Annotated in this window: 26 protein-coding genes; 17 read left to right on the top strand and 9 right to left on the bottom strand. The window is 69.3% G+C overall.

Annotated features, from left to right (window positions below; all coding sequences use genetic code 11):
* Positions 1–6: 6 nt before the first annotated feature.
* The 8 genes from GA0115234_RS02915 to GA0115234_RS02880 form a co-directional block, all read right to left on the bottom strand.
* Entirely contained in the window at positions 7–453 is a 447-nt protein-coding gene (locus GA0115234_RS02915; protein WP_093539225.1) for a hypothetical protein, read from the bottom strand.
* Positions 450–926, bottom strand: coding sequence for a hypothetical protein (locus tag GA0115234_RS02910; RefSeq protein WP_093539224.1), 477 nt, complete (start codon positions 924–926; stop codon positions 450–452). Before GA0115234_RS02910 ends, GA0115234_RS02915 begins: the two co-directional genes overlap by 4 nt.
* A gap of 97 nt (positions 927–1023) precedes the next feature.
* Positions 1024–1335 carry an SH3 domain-containing protein gene (locus GA0115234_RS02905; RefSeq protein WP_093539223.1) on the bottom strand — a complete coding sequence of 104 codons (312 nt, stop codon included), beginning with the start codon at positions 1333–1335 and terminating at the stop codon, positions 1024–1026.
* A 194-nt stretch (positions 1336–1529) separates the two neighbouring features.
* A complete protein-coding gene (locus tag GA0115234_RS02900) occupies positions 1530–2192 on the bottom strand; it encodes a hypothetical protein (protein WP_237541047.1) in 663 nt (220 codons plus the stop codon).
* A 106-nt stretch (positions 2193–2298) separates the two neighbouring features.
* On the bottom strand, positions 2299–2817 hold the full coding sequence (locus GA0115234_RS02895) for a hypothetical protein (RefSeq protein WP_343335927.1): 519 nt from the start codon (positions 2815–2817) through the stop codon (positions 2299–2301).
* 199 nt (positions 2818–3016) lie between these two features.
* On the bottom strand, positions 3017–3502 hold the full coding sequence (locus GA0115234_RS02890) for a hypothetical protein (protein ID WP_093539221.1): 486 nt from the start codon (positions 3500–3502) through the stop codon (positions 3017–3019).
* A complete protein-coding gene (locus tag GA0115234_RS02885; protein WP_161275557.1) occupies positions 3499–4059 on the bottom strand; it encodes a DUF4913 domain-containing protein in 561 nt (186 codons plus the stop codon). The genes GA0115234_RS02890 and GA0115234_RS02885 overlap by 4 nt, the downstream gene beginning before the upstream one ends.
* Before the next feature lie 247 nt (positions 4060–4306).
* The gene (locus tag GA0115234_RS02880; protein ID WP_093539219.1) at positions 4307–5062 is read right to left on the bottom strand and encodes a DNA-methyltransferase; all 756 of its coding nucleotides are present in this window, start codon (positions 5060–5062) and stop codon (positions 4307–4309) included.
* 488 nt (positions 5063–5550) lie between these two features.
* Here GA0115234_RS02880 and GA0115234_RS02875 point away from each other — a divergent pair, with 488 nt between their 5' ends.
* From GA0115234_RS02875 to GA0115234_RS02795, 17 genes are all read left to right on the top strand, one after another.
* Positions 5551–6666, top strand: coding sequence for a C40 family peptidase (locus GA0115234_RS02875; protein WP_093539218.1), 1116 nt, complete (start codon positions 5551–5553; stop codon positions 6664–6666).
* Positions 6667–6805: 139 nt separating this feature from the next.
* Positions 6806–7120, top strand: coding sequence for a DUF6112 family protein (locus GA0115234_RS02870; RefSeq protein ID WP_093539217.1), 315 nt, complete (start codon positions 6806–6808; stop codon positions 7118–7120).
* Complete coding sequence (locus tag GA0115234_RS02865) at positions 7120–7812, top strand: hypothetical protein (protein ID WP_093539216.1); 693 nt, start codon at positions 7120–7122, stop codon at positions 7810–7812. Before GA0115234_RS02870 ends, GA0115234_RS02865 begins: the two co-directional genes overlap by 1 nt.
* 32 nt (positions 7813–7844) lie before the next feature.
* Positions 7845–9176, top strand: a complete 1332-nt coding sequence (locus GA0115234_RS02860) for an SCO6881 family protein (RefSeq protein WP_093539215.1) — start codon at positions 7845–7847, stop codon at positions 9174–9176.
* An 81-nt stretch (positions 9177–9257) separates the two neighbouring features.
* A complete protein-coding gene (locus GA0115234_RS02855; RefSeq protein ID WP_161275551.1) occupies positions 9258–10730 on the top strand; it encodes an SCO6880 family protein in 1473 nt (490 codons plus the stop codon).
* A gap of 47 nt (positions 10731–10777) precedes the next feature.
* Entirely contained in the window at positions 10778–11227 is a 450-nt protein-coding gene (locus GA0115234_RS02850) for a DUF6238 family protein (RefSeq protein WP_093539214.1), read from the top strand.
* A gap of 31 nt (positions 11228–11258) precedes the next feature.
* Positions 11259–12761 (top strand): VirB4 family type IV secretion system protein, encoded by a 1503-nt coding sequence (locus tag GA0115234_RS02845; RefSeq protein WP_093539213.1) that lies wholly within the window; start codon positions 11259–11261, stop codon positions 12759–12761.
* Between the two features lie 85 nt (positions 12762–12846).
* Entirely contained in the window at positions 12847–13344 is a 498-nt protein-coding gene (locus GA0115234_RS02840; protein WP_093539212.1) for a hypothetical protein, read from the top strand.
* Entirely contained in the window at positions 13334–14323 is a 990-nt protein-coding gene (locus GA0115234_RS02835; protein ID WP_343335926.1) for a hypothetical protein, read from the top strand. The genes GA0115234_RS02840 and GA0115234_RS02835 overlap by 11 nt, the downstream gene beginning before the upstream one ends.
* 35 nt (positions 14324–14358) lie before the next feature.
* Positions 14359–15153, top strand: a complete 795-nt coding sequence (locus GA0115234_RS02830) for a hypothetical protein (RefSeq protein ID WP_093539211.1) — start codon at positions 14359–14361, stop codon at positions 15151–15153.
* Positions 15154–15309: 156 nt separating this feature from the next.
* On the top strand, positions 15310–16251 hold the full coding sequence (locus GA0115234_RS02825) for a hypothetical protein (RefSeq protein WP_256088573.1): 942 nt from the start codon (positions 15310–15312) through the stop codon (positions 16249–16251).
* 284 nt (positions 16252–16535) lie between these two features.
* Positions 16536–16793: a hypothetical protein gene (locus GA0115234_RS43145; RefSeq protein WP_256088572.1), complete on the top strand. Its 258-nt coding sequence runs from the start codon at positions 16536–16538 to the stop codon at positions 16791–16793.
* Positions 16794–16956: 163 nt separating this feature from the next.
* Positions 16957–17382: a hypothetical protein gene (locus tag GA0115234_RS02815; protein ID WP_176729054.1), complete on the top strand. Its 426-nt coding sequence runs from the start codon at positions 16957–16959 to the stop codon at positions 17380–17382.
* Complete coding sequence (locus GA0115234_RS02810) at positions 17342–18442, top strand: hypothetical protein (protein WP_093539209.1); 1101 nt, start codon at positions 17342–17344, stop codon at positions 18440–18442. Before GA0115234_RS02815 ends, GA0115234_RS02810 begins: the two co-directional genes overlap by 41 nt.
* A gap of 36 nt (positions 18443–18478) precedes the next feature.
* Positions 18479–18934, top strand: coding sequence for a hypothetical protein (locus GA0115234_RS02805; RefSeq protein ID WP_093539208.1), 456 nt, complete (start codon positions 18479–18481; stop codon positions 18932–18934).
* The gene (locus GA0115234_RS02800; protein ID WP_093539207.1) at positions 18931–19275 is read left to right on the top strand and encodes a hypothetical protein; all 345 of its coding nucleotides are present in this window, start codon (positions 18931–18933) and stop codon (positions 19273–19275) included. The genes GA0115234_RS02805 and GA0115234_RS02800 overlap by 4 nt, the downstream gene beginning before the upstream one ends.
* Positions 19276–19363: 88 nt before the next feature.
* The gene (locus GA0115234_RS02795; protein ID WP_093539206.1) at positions 19364–20449 is read left to right on the top strand and encodes a hypothetical protein; all 1086 of its coding nucleotides are present in this window, start codon (positions 19364–19366) and stop codon (positions 20447–20449) included.
* 252 nt (positions 20450–20701) lie between these two features.
* Here the strand turns inward: GA0115234_RS02795 and GA0115234_RS02790 are convergent, their stop codons facing one another.
* Positions 20702–21268 carry a lytic polysaccharide monooxygenase auxiliary activity family 9 protein gene (locus tag GA0115234_RS02790; RefSeq protein ID WP_093539205.1) on the bottom strand — a complete coding sequence of 189 codons (567 nt, stop codon included), beginning with the start codon at positions 21266–21268 and terminating at the stop codon, positions 20702–20704.
* Positions 21269–21383 lie beyond the last annotated feature (115 nt).

Here is a 21383-nt window from a genome sequence, read left to right as displayed (position 1 = left end):
GGGCTTTCACGGTCGGCGGGCCCGGGGTATCCCGGCACGTGGGGGTGCCGGAACGGCGGAGGGTGGCAGGGACGCGACGGCTATCGGCTGCGCGAGGCGGACGGGCCGGGGCTGCTGGTTGGGCGGGGGCATGGTGTGCAGCAGCTCGCCGAGCGCGGCGCGGTAGCCATCGCGGGCATCGAGCGCCGCTTCCAGCCACTGCGAGTCGAACCGGAGCTTGTCCGCCGACAGCTCGCCCATGTCCCGGTCCGGCGCCATGTCGGCGTGTACCCGGTCCCGGACGCGGGCGACCTGCTCCTCGGTCAACGCGAGGAAGGAACGCAATTCCAGGGCACGGGCCAATGCGGCAGAAGTATCGGGCCCGGTCACACTCGCGTACAGCTCGGCGACCGGAGCGCCGAAGACCTCCTGCAGCCGGCCGTCCACGCTGCTGGGCTTGAGGCTGACGCTCACAGGGTGGCCCTTCCCGCTCGCGGAACCGACGCCGTCGCGGGGAGGTGCGGAGCGGTGGTCTGCACCGCCGGGCCTTTCCTGGAGCCGCGGTTGAGACGGGCGAGGCGATCTGCGGCAAGGCCCTGCTTCCCCGGAGCGTCCGGGTCCAGGAGCCACCGCACAACCAGCGCCCGGCCGTCGCGCGCGGATACGGCCGCATTGACCCGCTGGGCGAGGTGCATCGTCGGGTCATCGACCTCGCTGGGCCGCGTTTCCAGCGCGGCAAGAAGGGTGTCCTCCGCACGGTCAAGCACAGCCTGAGAGTCGAGAAGGAGACCGTGGTACTTGACGACAGCGGTGGCATCGGGGTTCGCGTCCGGCGCGGCGGCGACTGCGGCCTTCAGCTGGGCCAGGCCCATTCCGAAGCGGGCTTCGATCCGCTCGGTGAGCACGCCCACGACATCGTCGCTGCCGTCGGGTATGTCGTCGGACAAGGGAGAACTCCTTTTCAGGAAAAGTGACGCCTGGGGGCGCAAATCAGCAGCCGTCCCGGCGGAGCAGTCAGGTAATGCGCGGGCCTCTGCGGGTCTTTCAGTCCAGACACATGCGGATGTCGCGGTAGACGTACGTGCCGGAAACCCAGCCCTTGACACCGGTCGTCTTGTCCGTGATGTAGAGCCAGTTACCGCTCTTCTTGTGCACGGTGAACTTGTGGCCGCGGTAGAGCACGCCGAGCGCGGTGGACTTCGTGGTGGCCTTGGACCTGATGGTCACGGCCTTCGTGTGCACCTCGTACGGCAGCGGCGGCAGCGACGAGCAGCTGCTCGCGAGCGCCGAAGCGGCCACGGGTGCCGCGCTCGCGGTGGTGGCGGACAGCACCGGCAGAGCAAGGGCACCGAGCATCGCTGCGGACAAGGCAATTCGGGTTGAACGCATGTGGAAGAAACCTCCGTGCAGGAGAGAGGAATGAGTGAGAGGCGGCCGGGGGGACGTTTCCCGTCGGCCTCATAAAGAGTCCGGACAATCGCCGGTTTGGCCAACCGGCGATCGTGGGCTATGTTGCCGCCCCAATCCGCCCGGATATTCAGCCGTGTTGTTCAGCGAGACCGGCCAGGAGGGCGTGGAGCAGGCGCATTTGCCGGGAGATGCGGGCGAGTCGGCACCGAGGATGACCGCACCGGAGGGAGAGGGCCGGCCGTGCCGCTGAGCCTGTCGTGGCACCACTGGAGGGCTTCTTGGACGGTGTCGAAGCCGCCCTCGCGCAGGGTGTGGGTCCACGCGTCGGTGTCGACCTCCTCGACCACGACGCGGTACGGAGACGGGGCACGCTCGTGCAGGGAGCGCAGGGCCACGACGGTGACCCAGTCGTCCGGGTCGTCCTGGGTGTAGGAGTAGCCCATCGCGTAGTGGTCGCCATCACCCACGAGGCGCTGTCCCAGAGCCCGCGTCGCCTCATCCGCCGGCGGAGGGCCCAGCTCGGGGTCGAGGCCGATGGCATCGGGAGGACAGCCTCGGTGGATCAGCCAGGACTGTGCCATCGCGGGCAGCGGCAGCGAAGCGTGCTCGAAATCGAAGCTCCGCTTCTCCCGATCCCGTTGCAGGTGGACGGCCACGTATTGGGCGTCGCCGGGGTGGCCGTAGGTGGCTGAGCGGTCGAACAGGACGTAGTAGCTGTGCGCTCCGTCGGCAGTGTGGTGCTCAGCGAAAGGGACGAGCAAGTCCTCGTCCACCGCCATCTGGTGGTAGAACGCGACGTTCATCTCCTCGTCGGCGTCGAACTCGTCGAGTTGGAAGTCGACTTCATCGCAGTTCCCCTGGGCGGGTGTCGATGTGGTGGAGGTCAAGAAGGGCCTTTCTGCTGGGAAGTCAACGCCGCTGTGTGGGGGCGGACGGCCACGCCCCGGGCCGGCCTGCCCTCGGCGGCGCTTGGGATGTGGTGAGCCGACGGGCGGCGGCCCGTGCCGCTCGTCCGGCGTCGGTCAGCGCGACCGGCTGGCCGGCATGCACGGGAGTGTCTGCGTCCCGGGTGACCAGACCGGAGCCTTCCAGGCGCTGCAGCTCCTCGTAGGCGATGCGGGTTCCGGAAGCGGTGGTCACCGACATCCGGTTGGTCAGGAGGTGCTGGTAGAGCTTGGCTCCGCCGACGATGGCGAGCAGCGTCGCCTGGTCGGCAGTCGACAGCGGGGCTCTCCCGCCGACCGGCGCCGTTGCTGCGGCGGCTTCGATGTGCTCCAGTGCGGCGATCACCCGCTGCGCGGCACCGTCGCGTACGTCGGCGGCCTGCTCCAGTTGTTCCACGGTGCGGTCGATGCGCTCGAAGAGGGCGCCATCGACGGGAAACTCTCCGCTGGACAGGCGGTGGAGGAGGACTCGGTAGAAGGTCACACCGCTTTCGGCTCGGTCCAGCTCGCGGTGCTGGTCGGCCAGGCTGGCAAGTGGGTCATCGAGGATGCCTCAGTCTCGATGGGCCCACAGAGTGTCGGTGTCATGACCGGTGACAGCCTCGATGCGGTGGTCGAGGGAGGAGACCGCACGCCGGACTGGCGGTGCGGGATCAGAGGGCATAGGCGGGGCTCCAGGCAGTTCAGCGGGAATGACGTTGCGAAAGGTTCTGCGCGGGGCGGGGCTGGCCCGGCAGCGCGGAGGACGGTGGCCCCGGGCTCGGCACTGGGCCGCGGGTGATGAGCTGAGGGGAGCGGGTACGGGCCGCGTGGGTGCGGGCACTCAGCGGTCGGCGCGACATCCCAAGACGGCGTCCGACCTCGTCATAGACCTGGTTGCCGGCCCGGGGCCGGACCGCAACCACATGGATCTCCCGCTGGTGCGCGGATGATTCCGGCGCCGTGCGCAAGCCGTAGACGACGCGCCACTCCCGCCGGGAATCCACGAACAATTTGCGGTAGCCCTCCAGGTCACCGGTGAGCCGGAGCCCGAAGCGCCGAGCGTTCACGACTTCCTGCAGGTAGGTGAGGGTCAGGTCCCGGATGTCGCTGGGGGCCTGGAGGAGATCGGTCAGGGCACGGGGATCGAAGCTCAGGCCAAAAGCGGGCCGCTGCTGCCCGCCGTTCACGACGTCGGCATCTCAGGCTCGCCGGGCCCGTCCTGTTCCGCTTCGGTCGCCGTCCCCTTCCCCGACCGGGCCGAGGGCGGCGGGCCGGGCAGGATCCGGTGTGCCGGTCGCTCCGGGGCGGTCATGCACGCCGACAGCGGCCCTCCTGGCGCACGGATCGCAGCAATCGCGTGCGTGAGGAAATCCCGGTGCCACACGAACAGGCCGCTCAGCCCGGCCTCGGGATCCTTGTGCTGCTGGTACGCGAGCCACAGGGCGTGAAGCCAAGCGACGACGTCGTCGTGCTCCTGCCACTGCAGGCACCAGGGCGTCGCCGTAGTGACTTCCGACCCGTAAACGGGCAGCAGAAAGTCGTCGACCCAGTCGGACAGGGCGTCGAGTTCGTCCTCGCGTTCCTCCCCGTCCAGCTCCATGATGGACCGTGGTTCTGGCGGGGCAGCCGGGGGCGGACCGCCGAGCCCCGGCATACCGAACGCCGCGAACGGTGAGGGGCCGGTGGGGGCCGGCGCGGAGGCGAGATGGTCGAGCTGCTGCGACTGCTGCGCCGACTGCTCCATCAGCCGCCGGACGCTGGCCTCAATCCCTTCCAACTGCAGATCTGGGATACGGACCGGCTCCAACCCGTCGGCCGGGGGTTCTACGGGTTCAGTCATGTTGAGAGTGGTCTCCTGGAGGGCGTGGAAACGGGGACAGTGAAAGCGATATCGGGCAGACCGCCCATTGGGCCATGGACGAGGCGTTTCGAGGCGCAGCCGTTGACCGGGAACTGGCGCTGGTTGCCGCTGCAGAGATGCCGTTGCGGCGTCAGGCGGTGAGACCCACGTCGTCCTGGGTCAGCGTTTCGCGGATCGTCTCCGTGAGCCGTTCGGCCGCGATGGACGCGTAGTCTTCGGTCTTCTCCACGCCGATGAAGTCGCGGCCTTCGAGCAGGGCAGCGACGCCCGTGGAACCGGAGCCGGCACAGAAGTCGAGGACTGTGCCGGCCTCGGGTGCGATCTTGACCAGTTCGCGCATGACCTCGACGGGCTTCTGGGTGATGTGCTGACGCTTCGCCCCCGAGGGCTGCGAGGCGCTGTAGAGGCCGGGCAGGTAGACGGGGTTCCGGGAGCCGTCGATCGCTCCCTTCGAGGCCCAGACGATGAATTCGCAGTTCTGGGTGAACCGGCCCTTCTGCGGCCTGGCCTGTGGCTTGTGCCAGGCCAGCACTCCGCGCCACAGCCACCCGGCGGCCTGGATCGCGTCCGTCGTGGTGGGCAGCTGCCGCCAGTCGGTGAACAGGAGCGCGGTTCCGCCCGTCTTGGTGAGGCGGTGTGCTTCGGTCATGATCTGCGTCAGCCAGAACCCGTACGACCGCTGGTCCATGTTCTCGCCGGTGAAGTCCGGCAAGGCGTGCTTGGCATCGGCGGAGGTGTACTTCGCCTTTGCCGAGCGGCTGGTCCTTTCCTTCGCGGTCCGCCCGCCCGAGTTGTACGGGGGGTCGGTGATGACGGAGTCGACGCAGTCGTCCGGCAGGCTGGTGAGGACGCTGAGGGCGTCGCCCTGGTGCAGGGAAAAAGGCAAAGAGGAACCCCGATTCGGGTGGAGGGACGGAGGGTGCATCCGTCTCGCAGGCGTGTCCCCGAGGGCCGGATCTGGGCATACAGAAGCCCAGGGCCCGAGAGCGGGGAGGCGAGAGGAGTTCCAAAACTGTAGGGGCGAATTCGCCGACGACCAAGAAGTGCCCTGGCGAGGGGCCGGATTCCGGCACCTCACGTCGACTTTTTGGTCAACCGCCGATCCGGGCCTACTGTTTTTGAACCGCCCGGCGCACACCACGTCTGGCCGTTGTTCTCCTGCCCCCGACACATCTGGCCCGTCTGCGGGTCCAGCTCAGCGAGCGGCAACTCGCCTGTGTCGGCCATTCCCTGATCGCCCACCCCGGTCGCCGCGTCCCTTCCACCACGCCATGCACACGCGGCACACCGGATCACGCACCCCAAGGACACCTGCATGACATGTCGCTACCCGCCCCTGCCCACATGCCGTGACCGGCGATCGGGCCACACGGATTGAAGGCGATCGCCGCCGGCATCGGCGTCGTCTTCCTCTCCCCGCTCCTGCTCGCCGGCACCGGCATGATGCTGGCCGTTTCCGCCAACGCCGTGCAGAACAGCGTGTCGGTCAACAACTGCCTGACCGACATCGACGCCGACGACGTCGCCCAGCAGGTCGCCAAGATCCTCGACGGTGCGTCCGGCAAGAACGCTCACATCGAGGGCCTGGACCTGCCCGCCGAGCAGGTCCCCAATGCCCAGACGATCGTGGCCACCGGCCGCAGCCTCGACGTCCCCAGGAAGGGGCAGGTCATCGCGCTCGCCACGGCGATGCAGGAGTCCCGGTTGCGCAACCTCAACTACGGCGACCGGGACAGCCTCGGCCTGTTCCAGCAGCGTCCTTCACAGGGCTGGGGCACCGCCCAGCAGATCCACGACCCGGTCCACGCGAGCGAACAGTTCTACAAGGCACTGCTCAAGGTGAACGGCTGGCAGCAGATGACCGTCACCCAGGCCGCGCAGGCCGTCCAGAAGTCCGGCTGGCCGGATGCGTACGCGACGTGGGAATCCCTGGCCACCGCACTCCAGGCGGCCATTGCCAAGACCTTCCCCGGCGCCGACAAGGACACAGAGGATCAAAGCAAGCAGACCGATAGCACCGGCTGCGCTCCGGACAAGGACGGCTCCGGCTTCGGCCGCATCCCCGAGGGAAGCATCCCAAAGGGATACAAGATCCCCAAGAACGCTGCCCCGAAGGCACGCAAGGCCATCGAGTGGGCGATGTACCAGCTCGGCACGCTCTACCAGTGGGGCGGATCCTGCACCGACTCGCACGGACCCGACCCGATGCGCCGCTGCGACTGCAGCTCGCTGATGCAACAGGCGTACGCGCACGCCGACATCACGCTCACCCGCACCACGTACACGCAGGTCAAAGATGGCAAGGCGGTCTCGCCCAGCCAGCTCCAGCCCGGTGACCTGATCTTCAGCCGCGGCACCGCTGCCCGCCCCGAACACGTCGGCATGTACATGGGCGAGGGCCTCGTGATCGAGGCGCCACGCACATCAAAACCGGTCCGGATCACCCCGATCAAGGACTGGGACATCCTCGCCGCCCGCCGCGTCCTCTGACGTTGCCCCGCCCGGACACCGCTCCGAGCGGCCCGCCGCCGCGGCCATCTCCCGCGCCCCGAACGCGCCTCTCCCTCGTCTCTCCTCTTCCCCGCCAGCCCTCGCCTGGCCCGCGCATGCAAGGAGCCCCGCCACACCTATGTCCCTCCCTCTCACAGACCGCGTCATCCAGCTCGCCTACGACCCGGGCGTCTCCCCCCAGGGCGGCGGTCTGCCCGGCCTGAGCGTGCTGAAGAACGTGGTCAACAGCATCAACCTGTTCGGGATCATCGCCGTCGTCGGTGCCCTCGCCGTCTCGCTCGGCGTGTGGGCCTGGGGCCACCACACCGGCGGCCACCAGGCAGAGGCCAACGGCAAGAAGGGCGCCCTCGTCGCCGCGGGCGCCGCCCTCGGACTCGGTGCCGCGAACGGGATCGTCGCGTTCTTCTCAGGCTTGGGGTCGCAGGTCCACTGATGCAGAAACGACTCCCCATCCTCTCGCTGTCCTCCTACGGCGTTGGCTGGTCGGCCAACAAGCGCATCGCGATGGTCACTCTGGTCGTCACCGCCCTGATCGCCACCGCCGCCACCGTCGCCTGGCTGTCCGGCAGCAAGGACACTCGCCAGACCCCGGACCACACCACCCAGGCCCCAGCAAGCAGCCCGTCCACCTCCGAGACCGCCCCGAAGCCGGCTGCCGGGACCGGGTCCGTGGCCAAACCCCCGCAGATCTCCGAGCCCGTCGCCTACGCCAAGGCCGCGGCACAGATGCTGTGGTCCTACGACACGCGCAACACCGGCCGTGACCAGCAACTCGCCGGCATGCGTGCCTGGATGACCGACGAGACCGCGTACGCGGACTGGGCCTCGGTCTCCGGCCAGGTCCCTGACCCGGTGCTCTGGTCGCGGATGGCTGACCAGAACCAGCGCGCCACCGCCGGCATCACCGAGGGCCACTTCCCCAGCGCATTCAAGGCAGCCCTGGCCGACGACCCATCCGCGATCACCAAGGCGTACGTCTACGTCGTCACCGTCAACGGCACGCAGCGGATCGCCTGGAAGAAGGGCGGCGGCGGATCCGAGGAACGCGCCGTGACCCTCGCCGTGCAGTGCCGCCCCAACCACGACTGCACCCTGGCCGCCATCGCTCCTAACGTGACGCAGTGACCCGCACCTGAGACAAGAAAGGAGGAACTCCCATGGGTTTCTGCGATCTCCCCCTGACCGACAAGCTATGCGCCGTCGGCGACGCGGTCTCTTTCGCCTCGGACCCCGCCCAGGCCATCGGCAACTGGATGATGAAGTCGGCGGGTGAACTGGCGGCAGCCGCCGCCGACCTGGCGGCCGAGGTGGTGAACACCACCACGAACGTGGACCTGAACGCCGGCTGGTTCCGCGACAATTACGAAATGCTGCTACCGCTGGGCCTGGTCCTGCTGGTCGCTACGTTCTGCGCGCAGCTCGTCCGTGCCGCAATCAAACGCGACGGTCAGGCCCTCACCCAGGCATTTACCGGCACCATGTCCGGCGTTCTGTTCGCCTTCTGCTGCATCGCCCTGACCACGGTCGCCATCGAGGTCGTCGATGTCATCAGCGACGGACTGTTCAAGACCGCGCATCTGAGCATCGAGTCGGCGGTACGTCGCATTGTGATGGTCAACATGATCGCGTCCCTGTCCGGCATGGGCTGGCTCGTCCCGGTCGTCGCCGGTCTCGGCTCCGCCGTCGGCGCCTTTCTCTACTGGTGCGTGATGATGGTCCGCAAGGTCGGAATCCTCGTCATGGTCACCCTGGCCATTTTCGCCTCGGCCGGCGGCGGCTGGGAGGTCGCACGGCGCTGGCGCAGGGGCTGGATCGAAGCCACCGCCACCCTCGTCGTCAGCAAGCTGCTGATGACCGTGATCTTCGTGCTCGGTATCTCCGCCATGGGCAAGACCGAGGCCAAGGATGGTGTCGCCGCACTGGCAGATGTCATGTCCGGCATCGTGGTCATGGTGCTGGTGCTGCTGTGCCCGTACGCGGTCTTCAAGTTCGTGCACTGGGCAGCCGACGGCACCGACGGCGAGTCCATCCACCGCGCCGGCGGCGCCGGAGCACAGATCGCCAGGGCGCATGCCGAGAAGGCCGGCCGGAAGGTGGCAGCGGCAGCAGCCACCGCCGGAACCGGTGGTGCCGCAGCCGGTGCGCAAGCCGCCCCTCAAGGCCCCGACGCCGGCTTCCCCGGCGACATCGCCGCCAACCCGACCGGCAACACCGGCAACGGCAACGGCAAGGAAGATTCCAGCACCGGTCTTCTGGAGAAGGCCGTCCAGCCCCCGCCGACGAGCGTCTCCGACGACACCAGCGGCCAGATGGGGGGCAGCTCGGTCCCCGATCGCTCCGAAACCAACCCCGTGCCCGGTCAGAGCCGCGGATGGCAGTCCGACCCGCCTACCACGACCCCGCCGCCGCAGGGCGCACCGCCGTCCTCCGGGTCCCAGCACGCCACGACCAGCGCAACGGCTGGGCCTCCGCCTCCGACCGGCCTCTGATCCTCTGCCCGCTTCCCGGGGGCGGGGCGTGCTCCTTATGCCCCGCCCCCGGGCCCCCTCCGCGCCTCCAGGACCCGCCCCTTGTCTGACCTCTCTGTCGCCCCGGTCACGGTGAAATTCCCGCACCGGTCTCGCCGAGGCATCCTTCTCGGTCTCACCCTGCCCCAGCTTGTACTCGTGTCCTGCGCTCTGACGCTCTTGCTGGTTGCGATCATCTCCACCGGACTTCTCGGCGCCATTGCCCTGACCCCCCTGTGGGTGGCGGTCGCCGCCCTGGTCACGGTCCGCCGCAACGGCCGGTCCCTGATCGACTGGGCTCCGATCTTTGCCCGCTACGCGCACCGTCGCCGCACCGGGCAGTCTCTGTGGCTCGCCCGGCCCGTCACCCGGCCCCGGCAGGACGGCGTCCTGCACCTGCCCGGCACCGCCGCCTCCCTCAAGGTCGTCGCCCCCGGTGACTCCGTGAACCAGGCCGCGGCCGTGCACGACCCGCACCAGCAGACCCTCACCGCCATCGCCCGCGTCTCCTCCCGCGCCTTCGTGCTGCTCGACCCGGCCGCTCAGAACCACAACGTGAGCAGCTGGGGCCGGGCCCTTGCCGGAACCGCCCGTACCGGGCACGTCGCCACCGTGCAGGTCCTGGAGCGCACCGTCCCCGACTCCGGTGACACCCTCGCCCGGCACTGGGCCCACAACGGCCGCCCCGAGGCCCCGGTCGCCGGGCAGGTCTACTCCGAACTCGTCGCTGCCGCTGGCCCCGCCGCAGCCCCGCACGAGACGTACATCGCGATCTCCCTCGATCTCAAGGCCGCCAAGCGCCTGATATCGCAGGCCGGCGGCGGGCTGCCCGGCGCCTTCACCGTCATGGAGCAGACCACGGCCAGCGTCGCCCAGGCCGCCCGGAACGCCGGCCTGATGGTCACCGGGTGGCTCACCGCCCGGGAGATCGCCGCCGTCATCCGCACCGCCTACGACCCCAAAGCCCTCTCCGCCCTGCAGCAGTGGTCCGAATCCGGCCGGGCCGAAGCAGACCCCGCAGCAGCCGGTCCCGTCGTCCAGGTCGAGGAGTACGACCGGGTCGCCACCGACTCCGCCCGCCACGCCACGTACTGGGTGGAGAACTGGCCGCGGACCGAGATGGGCGCCGGGTTCTTGCACCGCCTGATGTTCACAGCCGGCGTCCGCCGGACCCTCTCCCTCATATACGTGCCTCAGCGGCTTGAGTCCGCACTGCGCGACGTCCAGCGCAAGAAGGCACAGATCATCGCGGACGCCAGCGAGCGCACCCGGCGCGGCCAAGTCGACAGCGAAGAGGACTCCATCGAGTACGCCGACGTCAAGACGCGTGAGCGGCAGCTCATCGCCGGGCATGCCGATGTCTCACTGACCGGTCTGGTCACCGTCACAGCCGAGACCGATGCCCTCCTGGACGCCGCCTGCGCACAGATCGAGACCGCCGCCGTCACCGCCGGCGTCGACCTGCGCCGCTTGTTCTTCCAGCAGCCCGACGCCTTCGCCGTCTCCGCGCTGCCACTGGCCCGCACCACTCTCTGACCCCGCTGCCCCACGCACCACCGGCGGCAGGAAGGACCCACGTCCCTTTGACCTCTCCTCCGCGTGCCGACGACGCGCACCCCTACCTCCGAGCCGCCACCGCCGGCGTCCGCCACCACACCCACGCCCTGGGACGGTCGGCCCCGCCGGAGCCGGCGGACCGCCTCCACCTCGATGTCGTCCACGCTCATCTCACCGCCCTGCTAGGGCTCGTTGATCAGCTCGCCGGGTCGGCACGTTCCCCGCATCCGGGCGCAGGCCGGCACCTCGCCTCCGCCCACACGCGCCTGTGGCAGGCCGCCGCCGCCGTGCACGACGCCTTCCACCTGCTGCCGTCCGCCTCCGACTCCAGCGAATGCCGGCCGGAGAGTCTTCCGGAAGGCCCGCCGTTCATGACGATCTGCCAGCGCCACCTCGCCGCCGGACACATTGTCCGCCGCAAGACCACCCCCACCGACCTCGACCGCCCGCCCCACATCACTGCATGCCTGCGATGACCGCTCCTCGCAGGCGAAACGAGGGCCCCCGATGAGCCACCGGCCCACCCGCCGCACCTCCGCCAGCCCCCTGTTCACCCCGCACGGAACCGACCGGGCCAGCCGCAAGGCCGCCCGCCGCCAACTCGCCGAAGCCACCGCCAAGGCCCGCGCCGAAGCGGCCGTGCACCTGGCGGACAGCGCGCCCACCGACCACGAAACACCCGCCCCGCTGTATCCGGTCAGCGGACGCCCCGGCCCCAGCTCCGCCCGCGGTAGCAAGCTGAGACTGCCCTCCCACCGTATGACCACCGCAGTCGCCGCCGGCGCGTACCCCTTCCTCGCCGAAGGCGGGCTCGGCGCCGAGGGCATCTATGTCGGCCGCGATGTCCACGCCGAGGCATCGTTCGTGTTCGACCCGTTCGCCCTGTACGGCAAGGTCGACGGGTTCACCAACCCGAACGTGCTGCTGGCCGGGGTCATCGGCCAGGGGAAAAGCGCACTGGCCAAAAGCTTCGCGCTCCGGTCGGTCGCCTTCGGCTACCGCATCTACGTCCCGTGCGACCCGAAGGGGGAGTGGACGCCCGTCGCGCAGGCGTTGGGTGGCACGTCCGTTGCCCTCGGTCCTGGGCTACCGGGCAAGCTGAATCCCCTGGATGCCGCGCCCCGGCCAGAGAGCATCTCCGAGGCCGACTGGGTCAGCGAGATCCGCAAGCGACGCCTTCTCCTGCTCGGCTCCCTGGCCCGGACCGTCCTGGGCCGGGACCTGCTGCCCATGGAACACACCGCGCTCGACGTCGCCCTCGACCATGTCGTCACCCGGGCCGCCGACACCGGCCACACCCCGCTTCTCGGCGATGTCGCCGCTGCCCTCAACAACCCCGCCACCCTCGACGAGACCGCCGGAATGACCGGGCAACTCGGAGACGCGGCACGCGACCTCGCCCACGCCATGCGCAGACTGGTCCACGGTGACTTGGCCGGCATGTTCGACGCCCCCTCCACCGTCGAATTCGACCCCAGCGCGCCGATGCTCACCATCGACCTCTCCCGCCTCGGCGGATCCGGCGACGACACCGCTCTCGTCCTCGCCATGACCTGCGCCTCGGCATGGATGGAGTCCGCGCTCTCCGATCCGAACGGCGGCCGACGCTGGATCGTGTACGACGAGGCGTGGCGACTGATGCGCCACCCGGGCCTCCTGCAACGCATGCAGTCCCAGTGGAAGCTGAGCCGCGGCCTGGGCATCGCCAACCTCATGGTCATCCACCGTCTCAGCGATCTGCTCACCGCAGGCGACGCCGGATCCCGCGGACGAGCGCTCGCCGAGGGCCTCCTCGCCGACTGCAGCACGCGCATCATCTACCGCCAGGAGACCGACCAGCTCCACGCCGCCGCATCCCTGCTGGGCCTGACCTCCGTCGAGATGGAGGCCATCGCGCACCTCAATCGCGGCAGGGGCCTGTGGAAAGTCGCAGGCAGAAGTTTCATCGTGCAGCACCTCCTGCACAGCCACGAGCTGGCGCTCTTCGATACCGACGCCCGCATGCACTGAAAGCCAAAAGCTCATGAAACCTGATAACTCGCGTGAACTGATACCTCACGACACCGTTCTCCACCTTATCGGCGTACTCGACACAATGAAGACCAAACTGCTCGATGCCGCCCAACAGTGGCAGCTGCTGGACGAGAACGGTCGTGTACCGGCCTCGCCCTCCTACACCGACCTGCTCCAGCATGCCGTCGACGCACAGGCCCTCTCCCACAACGTCGTTCAGCTGACTGCCGACTTCGCCCGGACCCCTCACAGTACGAACCGTGTCGGCAGAGCCGTACTCGCCCGCCTCGCGATGGCATCCACCATGTCGAGCCACGCAGTACCGTGCTTCGCCGAGACCGCGGAAACCGCCCTGGCCCTGTCTCGGGCCGCCACGCCGATCATCAAGCAGTACCCGGCGAACTCCATGGTCATCGAGCACGCCACAGCGCGTGCCTACCTGCGGCGCGCATCGGAATCTCTCCGCGACGCGTCCAAGGAACTCGACGGCCACCTCGACTTCCACAGCTTCTTCCCCGCCCGCCAGCTCCCGCCGGCCCGTTCCGGCCCGGCCTCGCACGGGAGCGCCCGTGGCCGCTGACCGCGAGAACGCCCCGGTCACCTTCCACAACGCACAGCACCACTACCCGGCCAGTGCATCACCACTCGCACCGCTCCCTGACCACCGCAACGCGAGCACCGCGTGGTGGCAGGAGTTGTGGAGCCGCCACGCGCACATCACCACCCCACTGCGCCAGCGCGGACTGGAGTGCAACCTTGAGTTCGGTCTGAGTGCGTACGTGGTGCATGTACCGCTCCCCGACGACAGCTACCTGATCATCTCCCCGCCGCAGGAGCCACCTTCCAGCCGCCCGCCGGGGGATCCGGAGGGATGGTCCGTCACCCGTCAACACCCCGACGACCATGCGCTGTACGAGATCGTCTACGATTCGGTGCCCGCGGACGACCCCCATGCCCCTGCACGTCCCGAGGTACGCAACGGCGGCAGCGCCCCGTTCCTGATCGAGGCGATCGATAGGCGACTCAGCCAACTCGGGCTGCTTCCCGCTCCACCCTCACCTACCGAGCTTCCCCCCATGTCCACAGCCCCGCCTCCCCGCGCCCCAGAGCCCTTGAACCACGCCAGCGTTGCCCGGACTGCGGGCGCCCCCCTCGGCCCGGCCGCTGCCGCGGACCGCACCACCACGTACATCTACGGCGATGCCCTCCTTGCCCTCACGGACCAGCTCAACGACAACACAACGTACGCAGAGGCTGCCGCGCTGCTGGGCCAGATCCTGGAACCGACCCACGGCCTGCTGGAGCGGATGGGGGAACTACTCGAAGCCGCGGGCGAGAAAGCCAAAGAAGCCGAAGAGGACGACGGGTTCGACCTCTCGTACGACCTCGCCGACGCGGCTGCCGAGATCCGGAACCTCGGGGAGACCCTGAACGTGGCCGAGGACCGGATGCGAGCACTCACCGCTCCCCCGCAGCCGCACCGGCCGCCAGCATCCCCGGCCCATGCGCCCCGTCTGCCCCTGCCCGGTCTTCCGACTCCCCACCGGCACACGCGCTGACACCGCAATCCCAGCCCCCTCGCCATCAGGAGCCCATGCCCACGCCACGCACTGACCTGTCCACATTCGCCACCGCTCTGGCCGCCCGCCTGCCCGGCCCCTGGACCAGCACATACCAGCACCACACCACGTACAAGGACCAATACCGCACAACCAACCAGCTCTGGGACGCCGGGCACATCGACCACGTCGTCAGCACGTACGTCCTCCCTCACGACGCCGTCCTCCACGGGCCCGAACGCGAACGGCTCTACGTCACCCACCGGCCCCTGCACCCCGAACAGTTCGTCGTCGCTCCACTCCAGCCGGAAGACGCCAGTCTCAAGCCCCACCACTTCGAGGGTGTCGAGGAGCCCAACGGCATCGCCGTCCCCAACGACCCCGCACGGGCCGCTGCCCGCGTCACCCGCCGGGTACTCCCCCGCTACGAACAGGCCCTGCACGCGGTGCTCCACAACGCGGAAGACCAGCCCGAGCCCCCGCACCGGCCCGCCCCACCGCAGGTCTCCCAGGTCCTCACCCTGACCTACTACAACGACGGCGCCCTCGGTGTGCCGTACAAGAGCGTGCCAGAGGACGTCCGCATGGCGCTCTTCGCCCACGGCTTCCAGTACCACCCCCACCAGGCGGCTTTTCTTCTGCCCGCCGCGTACGGCGAAGACGGGCGGGCACTGCGCGTGCAAGCCCTGACCCGGGAGCTCGCCGCCCAGGGCCTCGGCGTGAACCTCCGCCGCCACACCGCAACACGCGCCACTCCGACCGCCGCCACAACCCCGCGGCCGGCCTCCTTCCCGACCACCAGCACGTCCGTCGGTACCCACCACCAGTAGGCCAACCGCCCTGCGCGACTACGCCCACCGCCCCCAGCACATGGAGCCCTCATCCGTCCCGCTCGTCACACCATTCCGCTGATCACCACCGCCCTCTGCATCGCCCTGGCCGCCACCGCCTGCACCACGGACAGCGACAGCCCCGACGCGGCCAAGGTGAGGCGGCCCCCCAGCGCCGCAACTGTCGCGAAGGCGGCCCCGGCTCTCACCCCGGCCGAGGCACGCGATGCCATCACCCACTACTCGAAGACGAACAACCTCGCGCTCGCCGCGAAGGACCGCGCACTACTCGACACCGTCGAAGACGGCCCGCGCTATGCGATGACGCTGGCCGACCTCAAGGAGGACGAGGGGCTCCCGAATGCCGACCGGAAGCCGTTCCGTGCCTGGTCGTACGACGTGACCCAGACCGACCTCTACATCCCGCGCCTCACAGCTGGGAAGCGGAAGTGGTTCGCCGCCGTCACCCGCGCCGGCAGCTCCCAGCAGTACGCCCGTGTCCTCGTCCTGGCCGAGAACACGAAGACGAAGCAGTGGGAGATGGTCTCGACCGTCGACATCGACGACCCGCAGCAGCTCCCGCAGATCGTGCTCGACCAGGACGGCTACGCCACCCCCATCGACCCGGCCTCCACCAAGCTCGCCATCCCGGCCGAGCAGCTGCGCGCGGCCGTCGGCGACAACTTCGCCACCGGAGGTGCAGGAAGGAAGGTGTTCGCCGCGACGAAGGCATCCGAGCAGCAAGTCAAGGTCCACCGGGACACCGTGAACAAGTTCGGGACGCGCGGCACCACCCGTTTCACCGCGGAGAAGCCCGAGTACCCCGAGGCGTACGCCCTGAAGACGACTACCGGAGCGCTCGTCGTGTTCTCCCACACGCACGCCCAGCACGACGCTTCCACCACCGCGGGCCTACGGATCAGGCCGGAGAAGCAGGACCGCGCCTGGCTCGGCACCAGCCCGAGCCCCGCCTTCACCTACACGTTCACCTGCTCAGACGTCGCCTCCGTCCCCAGCACGCCGGGTCCGTCGAGCCTGCTCGGCTATGGCTGCCGCCGCACCGACGCCACAGCGGCCGGCCCGAGCACCGCCGTCTAGGAGCCTGACATGCAAGATCCCGACTTCGAGCTGTACGACAACGTCGGCCGGACCTCCGAACAGATCGCAGCCGCGCACTTCGGTATCGCCACCCGCGTGATCTGCTGCGCTGGGCCCGCCGCGACTCCTAAGAGTTCCTCACCAAGCACCCGCTGCCCGACGAGCCGCTACCGGCACCGGACGCGGCCCCGTATCTCGCGGCGCTCGCCGCAGCGCAGACCCCCGCCGAGGTCAGCGCCATCACCCAGCACCTCCTGGACTCCGCCCAGCCCGCGCTGAGCGCGGTGAGCGACCTTCTCGTGTCCATCGCGCGGTGGGGCGACCGCCACCGGGGTGCGGAGCTGGGGAATCCGCCCAAGATGCTGCTGGAAGCGGCCAGCCGCAGCCTTTCCGTGCTCGCCCTCGCTGACGAGGCCGATCTCGCCGTCCTGCGCGACGAGTACGACCCCGCACCCGCGCCGCGACCGGCCGCGAAGACAGGACCGAGCCTGCCCCCGGCTCCGCCCGTCCCGCCGCCCGCCGGCCCTGCACCCGGCCGCTAGCGCACACCTCTGGAGGCTTCACCTGTCGACCCGTTCCTTCATCGCCCGCCCCACCCCGACCGGGTACACCGGCATATACGTCCATCTCGACGGCGCGCCCTCCGCGAAGCTTCCGGTGCTGCTCACCGCGTTTCAGTACCGCTACGGCCGGAACCTTGACGCGATGACACGGCACCTGGTGGACGACGTCGCCATCGGCTGGGATGAGCTGGGCTCCGATCTCCTCGACGGGGCACCGTCCGAGACCGTCGCCGCCCTCACCGGCGGGTTCCGGTGGTCCAGCCGCACCATGGACGACTTGATCACCCCGGACGGCTCGCCGCCTACCCGTATGACAGTCACCGAGACGACCGCCGCCGACCAGGACCTGGAGTGGGGATACGTCCTACGCCCGCGCGGCATCGAAGTGATCCCCACGCTCTATGCCGCATCCGGCCCCGTCGTCAGCTGGGACGCCGACCCTCTCACCGACTTCAGCAACCCGGACGCCTGGCCAACCGTGACACCGTCCCGGCCTCCCGCAACATCCCGGCCGAAGGAGCCGCTCTGTGGACCTCCCCGAGTACGCCCGATTCGCCACGCCAGGTAGAAGCACGTCAGGTGGCGCCGCCGCCGGACAATCCTCCTGCGAAGTCACCCTGTTCACCAGTTCCCGCGATGGCATCGTCGCACTGGTCGACGGTGACAACTGGCGCTGGGCGCACACCACGTTGGACACCGCAGGATTCGAGAAGTCTGACGACGGCAACCGCGCCATCCCGCTGACGGATCTCGACCGCACCCGCGAGGTCTTGCTCACCCTCGGCGTAGTCGCCCGGGCCACCCAGATAAAGATCACATCGAGCGGTGAAACCTACATCGGCGACTTCGCACGCGACCTGGTCGATCACCTGCCGGGCCAGTGGAGCGTAAGCGTCGAAAGTTACGCGATGCGCGTCTGGCAAGAAGACCTCGCCGCCTGCATGTGGAGCCCATCCATGGCTGCCACGCTGGACCAGCGCCGTGTGCGGTGGGCGGCCGTACTTCGGCGTGACGACGGGGCCGAACTCGCCATCATCCGCGACCCGCAGCGCGACCTGTATCACGTCGGCGCACTCCACCCCATCAATCTGCATCCCGACGGACTCGTCACCCCGCCCGCAAGCGTGACCGTGCAGCAGACGTCGGCCTCCGCCGCCTGGCAGATCAACTCCCGTCTGCTGCCTGCCTACACGCGGGCCGTGCTCCACTGCCAGGTCAACTCGTTGGAGGAGGACCTGGACCGGACACGCCAGATCTACGAGTCAGGCGCAGTCCCTGAGCCGGCGCCGAAGGATCTCATCGACGCCTACGGCCGCTTCACCACAACGGCGCCGCAGGTCACCGCTGCGGTGCGCGCCCTGGCCACGCAGAGCGAGCACGAGGCTGCTGTCCTCCAGCGGGTGGAAGACGTCATTGCCGCTGGGGCCCAGGCCGGTGCCGAAACCGCCGTGGCCCCTCGCACCGATCAGGTGGTGTGGTGGCTCGCAGAGGGCGGCGAGAGCCTCATCGACCTGGCTCGCCGCTCCATTCCCAGCGAGCCGCCCGCCACCGAGACGGGCCGGACCATCGTCTCCCCGCGTGTGCTTCCGCCCGCACCGGCCCGAAACACTCCCGGCCCTCGCCGCTGACCCACGGCTCCCCTACCGGAAGGAGATTCTTCCTCTTTGGACCCCGACATCCACTTCGTGTTCGGCAGCCACCCTCAGCACGGCTACGTTGCCAGCTTCAACTCTTCGCTTCCCGCCCACCTCGCCGACTGGTTCCTCACCCGGGTCCAGTTCGAGGCCGTCCCCGGTGAGCCGAGCCTGTATCAGCTCACCGAACCCGAGCTCGACGGCCCACGCCGAACCCGCCAGGCCGCCCAGGACCTCCGCGCCCAGGGCTACGCCGTACACGTCGACACCGACATCGCCTACGCCCCCGCCAACCCCACTCGCCCGGGCCTGCCGAACAGACTTGCCGAGCGACGTAAACGGATCGCCCAGGCTGCCTCCGGCCGATCACCCCAGCGCAGTGCCGCGCCGACGACCTCGCCGCCCTCCGCACGTCCGGCCCCGCCGAAGCCCACCTACGCGCCCACCGTCCACCTCGCTTCCTCTCCTGCCGGCCACAGCCGATGAACCCCTCTCCGGAGCCGATCCGCATCGCCCGAACAAGGGATGGCCACGTCAAGATCGACGGCACCTTCGATGCCTTCGCCGGACACATCCTGCTCCGAGCCGGCTTCCTCTCCGTACCGTCGCTGAACGGCCGCTCGATCCGGCTCCCACTCGGCATGGGACGCGACTGGGAGAACGAACAGTCGACCTGGGCCGCACAGATGCTGGCCACCGCCCGCTACCCCGTACGCCTCGGCCCGGGCCTCGATACCCGCCCCGCCCCACCCGACCAGCTCTCGGGACCGGTCCGCCCGCCCGCTACGGCCGTCCAGGCATGCCCGCCCCGAGCAGCACGCCGCTGACCTCATCCAGGAGACTCCGATCCCTGTCACCCCCGACCCGCAACAGATCCACGAGCTCGGCGCCAAGTGCGGTGACTTCCGGGCAAGAATGGCGCTCCTGGACCGGGAGACTGAGACGGCCCTCGACGCCGTCCGCGACCGGCACGGACGCATAGTCCGCCCCCAGGAAGCAGCCGCGATTCGCACCCGCCTCACCCGGGCAGCTCTCGACGGATACCGGCTCGACCTCGCCGACGCCGCCGGCCCCCTGCTGGCGGCGGCCGGCACAGCCCTCGACACGGTGCCTCCCGCCGCGCACACCCAGGCGTGGCGGGACATGCTCGACTCCCTCGCCACGTCACATGCGGAGATCCTGCGCGCCGCCGGCCAGCCCGCCGAGCGTGAGGAGAAGGCGGTGTGGGCGCACCTCGCTCACTGGGCTGAGAACGGCGCGATCGCCGCCCACCTCGCCGAACTGCACCACCAGCCCGGACCCGAATTCACGGCTGACGAGGCACGGGAGTGGACGGAAAGGGCCCGATTGGCGCGGAGCCGAGGGGCACTGGATCTGATCGAGTCCTGGTACGCGGCTGACGGCCGCCGCATCACCCTCGCCTACCTGGTCGAGGAGGACGTCTCCGAGGTGATCGCCCTGGCCGGGGATCCGGATGCGCCCGGGTGGTGCGTCATCGGCCGGTACGACAACGAGTACGTCGCCGGCAAGACACTCCCCCGGCCAGTGCCGCCCGGCGTTCTCCGCGCTGAGGGCACGTCCCGGTTCAACCGCCCCGAGATGGCTCCGGAGGTGCCCGTCCAGGAGCTGCTCCGCGACGTCACCGAGGCACACTGCGCGGGCGACGTGTCCGAGGCCCTGCTCACTGCCACCGAGCAGGGACGCGGCTGCGGCCCCATGACACACCTGCGTCAACTCCTGTATGAGGCAGCCGGGTTCTCCCGCGCGTTGGAGTCCGTTCAGGGTCAGCGCCTGGGCGCCCGGCTCGACGCCCTTGGCAGGCAGCTCGAATTCCTCGCCAGTGAGGTAAACGAAACTGCAGAGGACCTCGGCGCGACCGTCGCGGTCCTGCCACCGCACCGCGTTCCGAAGCCGCCCCGTATCCGCCCGCGGCCTGCCCTGGAGACAACGCCCCCGCCTGCGCCGCCGCAGCACACCACAGCAACCGCGCGCCGCCCCTAGGCCGTGTATCGAAATCGCTTTTCACGGTTCGCTGGCTGTGGGCAGCGGGGCGAGGACCGTCGGAGCGAGGACCGGCTCGTCTCAGCCCTGGCTGTGTGAGTTCGCCGTCGTTTGGCGCTTCGGTTCTGCCCCATGTGGGCCGTCGAAACAGCCCATAATCATGCTGAGGGGTGCGGCATCCCAGGCCGTAAGGGGAGGTGCCGACCCCGCAGCGGCAGGGTCGGCACGTGGTCAGGCCAGGGCGCGGTTCTTCTACGTGTACTGGAGGTCGATGACCCGGTAGAAGGCGTTGCCGGTGTCGGCGATCTCCTGCACTGCGAGCAAGACGTGGTGGCCCGCGTCGCGCTGGGGCAGACGCATGGTGTGGGTGGGCCTGTCACCCGGGGCGAGGTCGTCCTGCCAGTACGGCTGCTCGGACAACTGCACCTGGTGGAAGGGTTCAGTGTCGAACTGGCTTCGGGACAGAGCCTGGTTGGGGTCCCAGCCCTGCTTGGTGAGGAAGTAGTTGAAACGGCGGGTCTTCTGGCGATGGCGGAGCACCCACCTGACGTCCAGGTTCTGGCCGGCGGTGACGGGGTGCTTCTTCCAGTCGGTGCCGACCTCGTCCAGGGCTGCGGCGTCACCCATCCCCGCGCTGGCGATCTTCCCGTCCGCCGGAGGCTGGGCGTTGGCTACGTCGGACGGGACGACGGGGTCGGGCAACCCTGCCTCGGTGGCAGGGAAGAACTTGCCAGCCTCCAGTGCATCCGCCTGCCAGGACATCAGGTGGAGACGGCCCCGGCTGGGAGGAAACTCGGTCGGCCCGTGACTAGGTTGCATTTGAACTCCTTGCGCTACGCGTACACATGCATGCGGAATGTTACCGATCGGCGCGTCGGGATTGAGTGACATCAGGCCAGCTCAGAACGGGAACTGAGCAGTCAGGGCCCCGCTG

The sequence above is a fragment of the Streptomyces sp. DvalAA-43 genome (genome assembly GCF_900091725.1).
GTDB lineage: Bacteria > Actinomycetota > Actinomycetes > Streptomycetales > Streptomycetaceae > Streptomyces > Streptomyces pulveraceus.
Note: the sequence above shows the minus strand (reverse complement) of the source record. Positions and strands in the feature narration are given on the sequence as shown.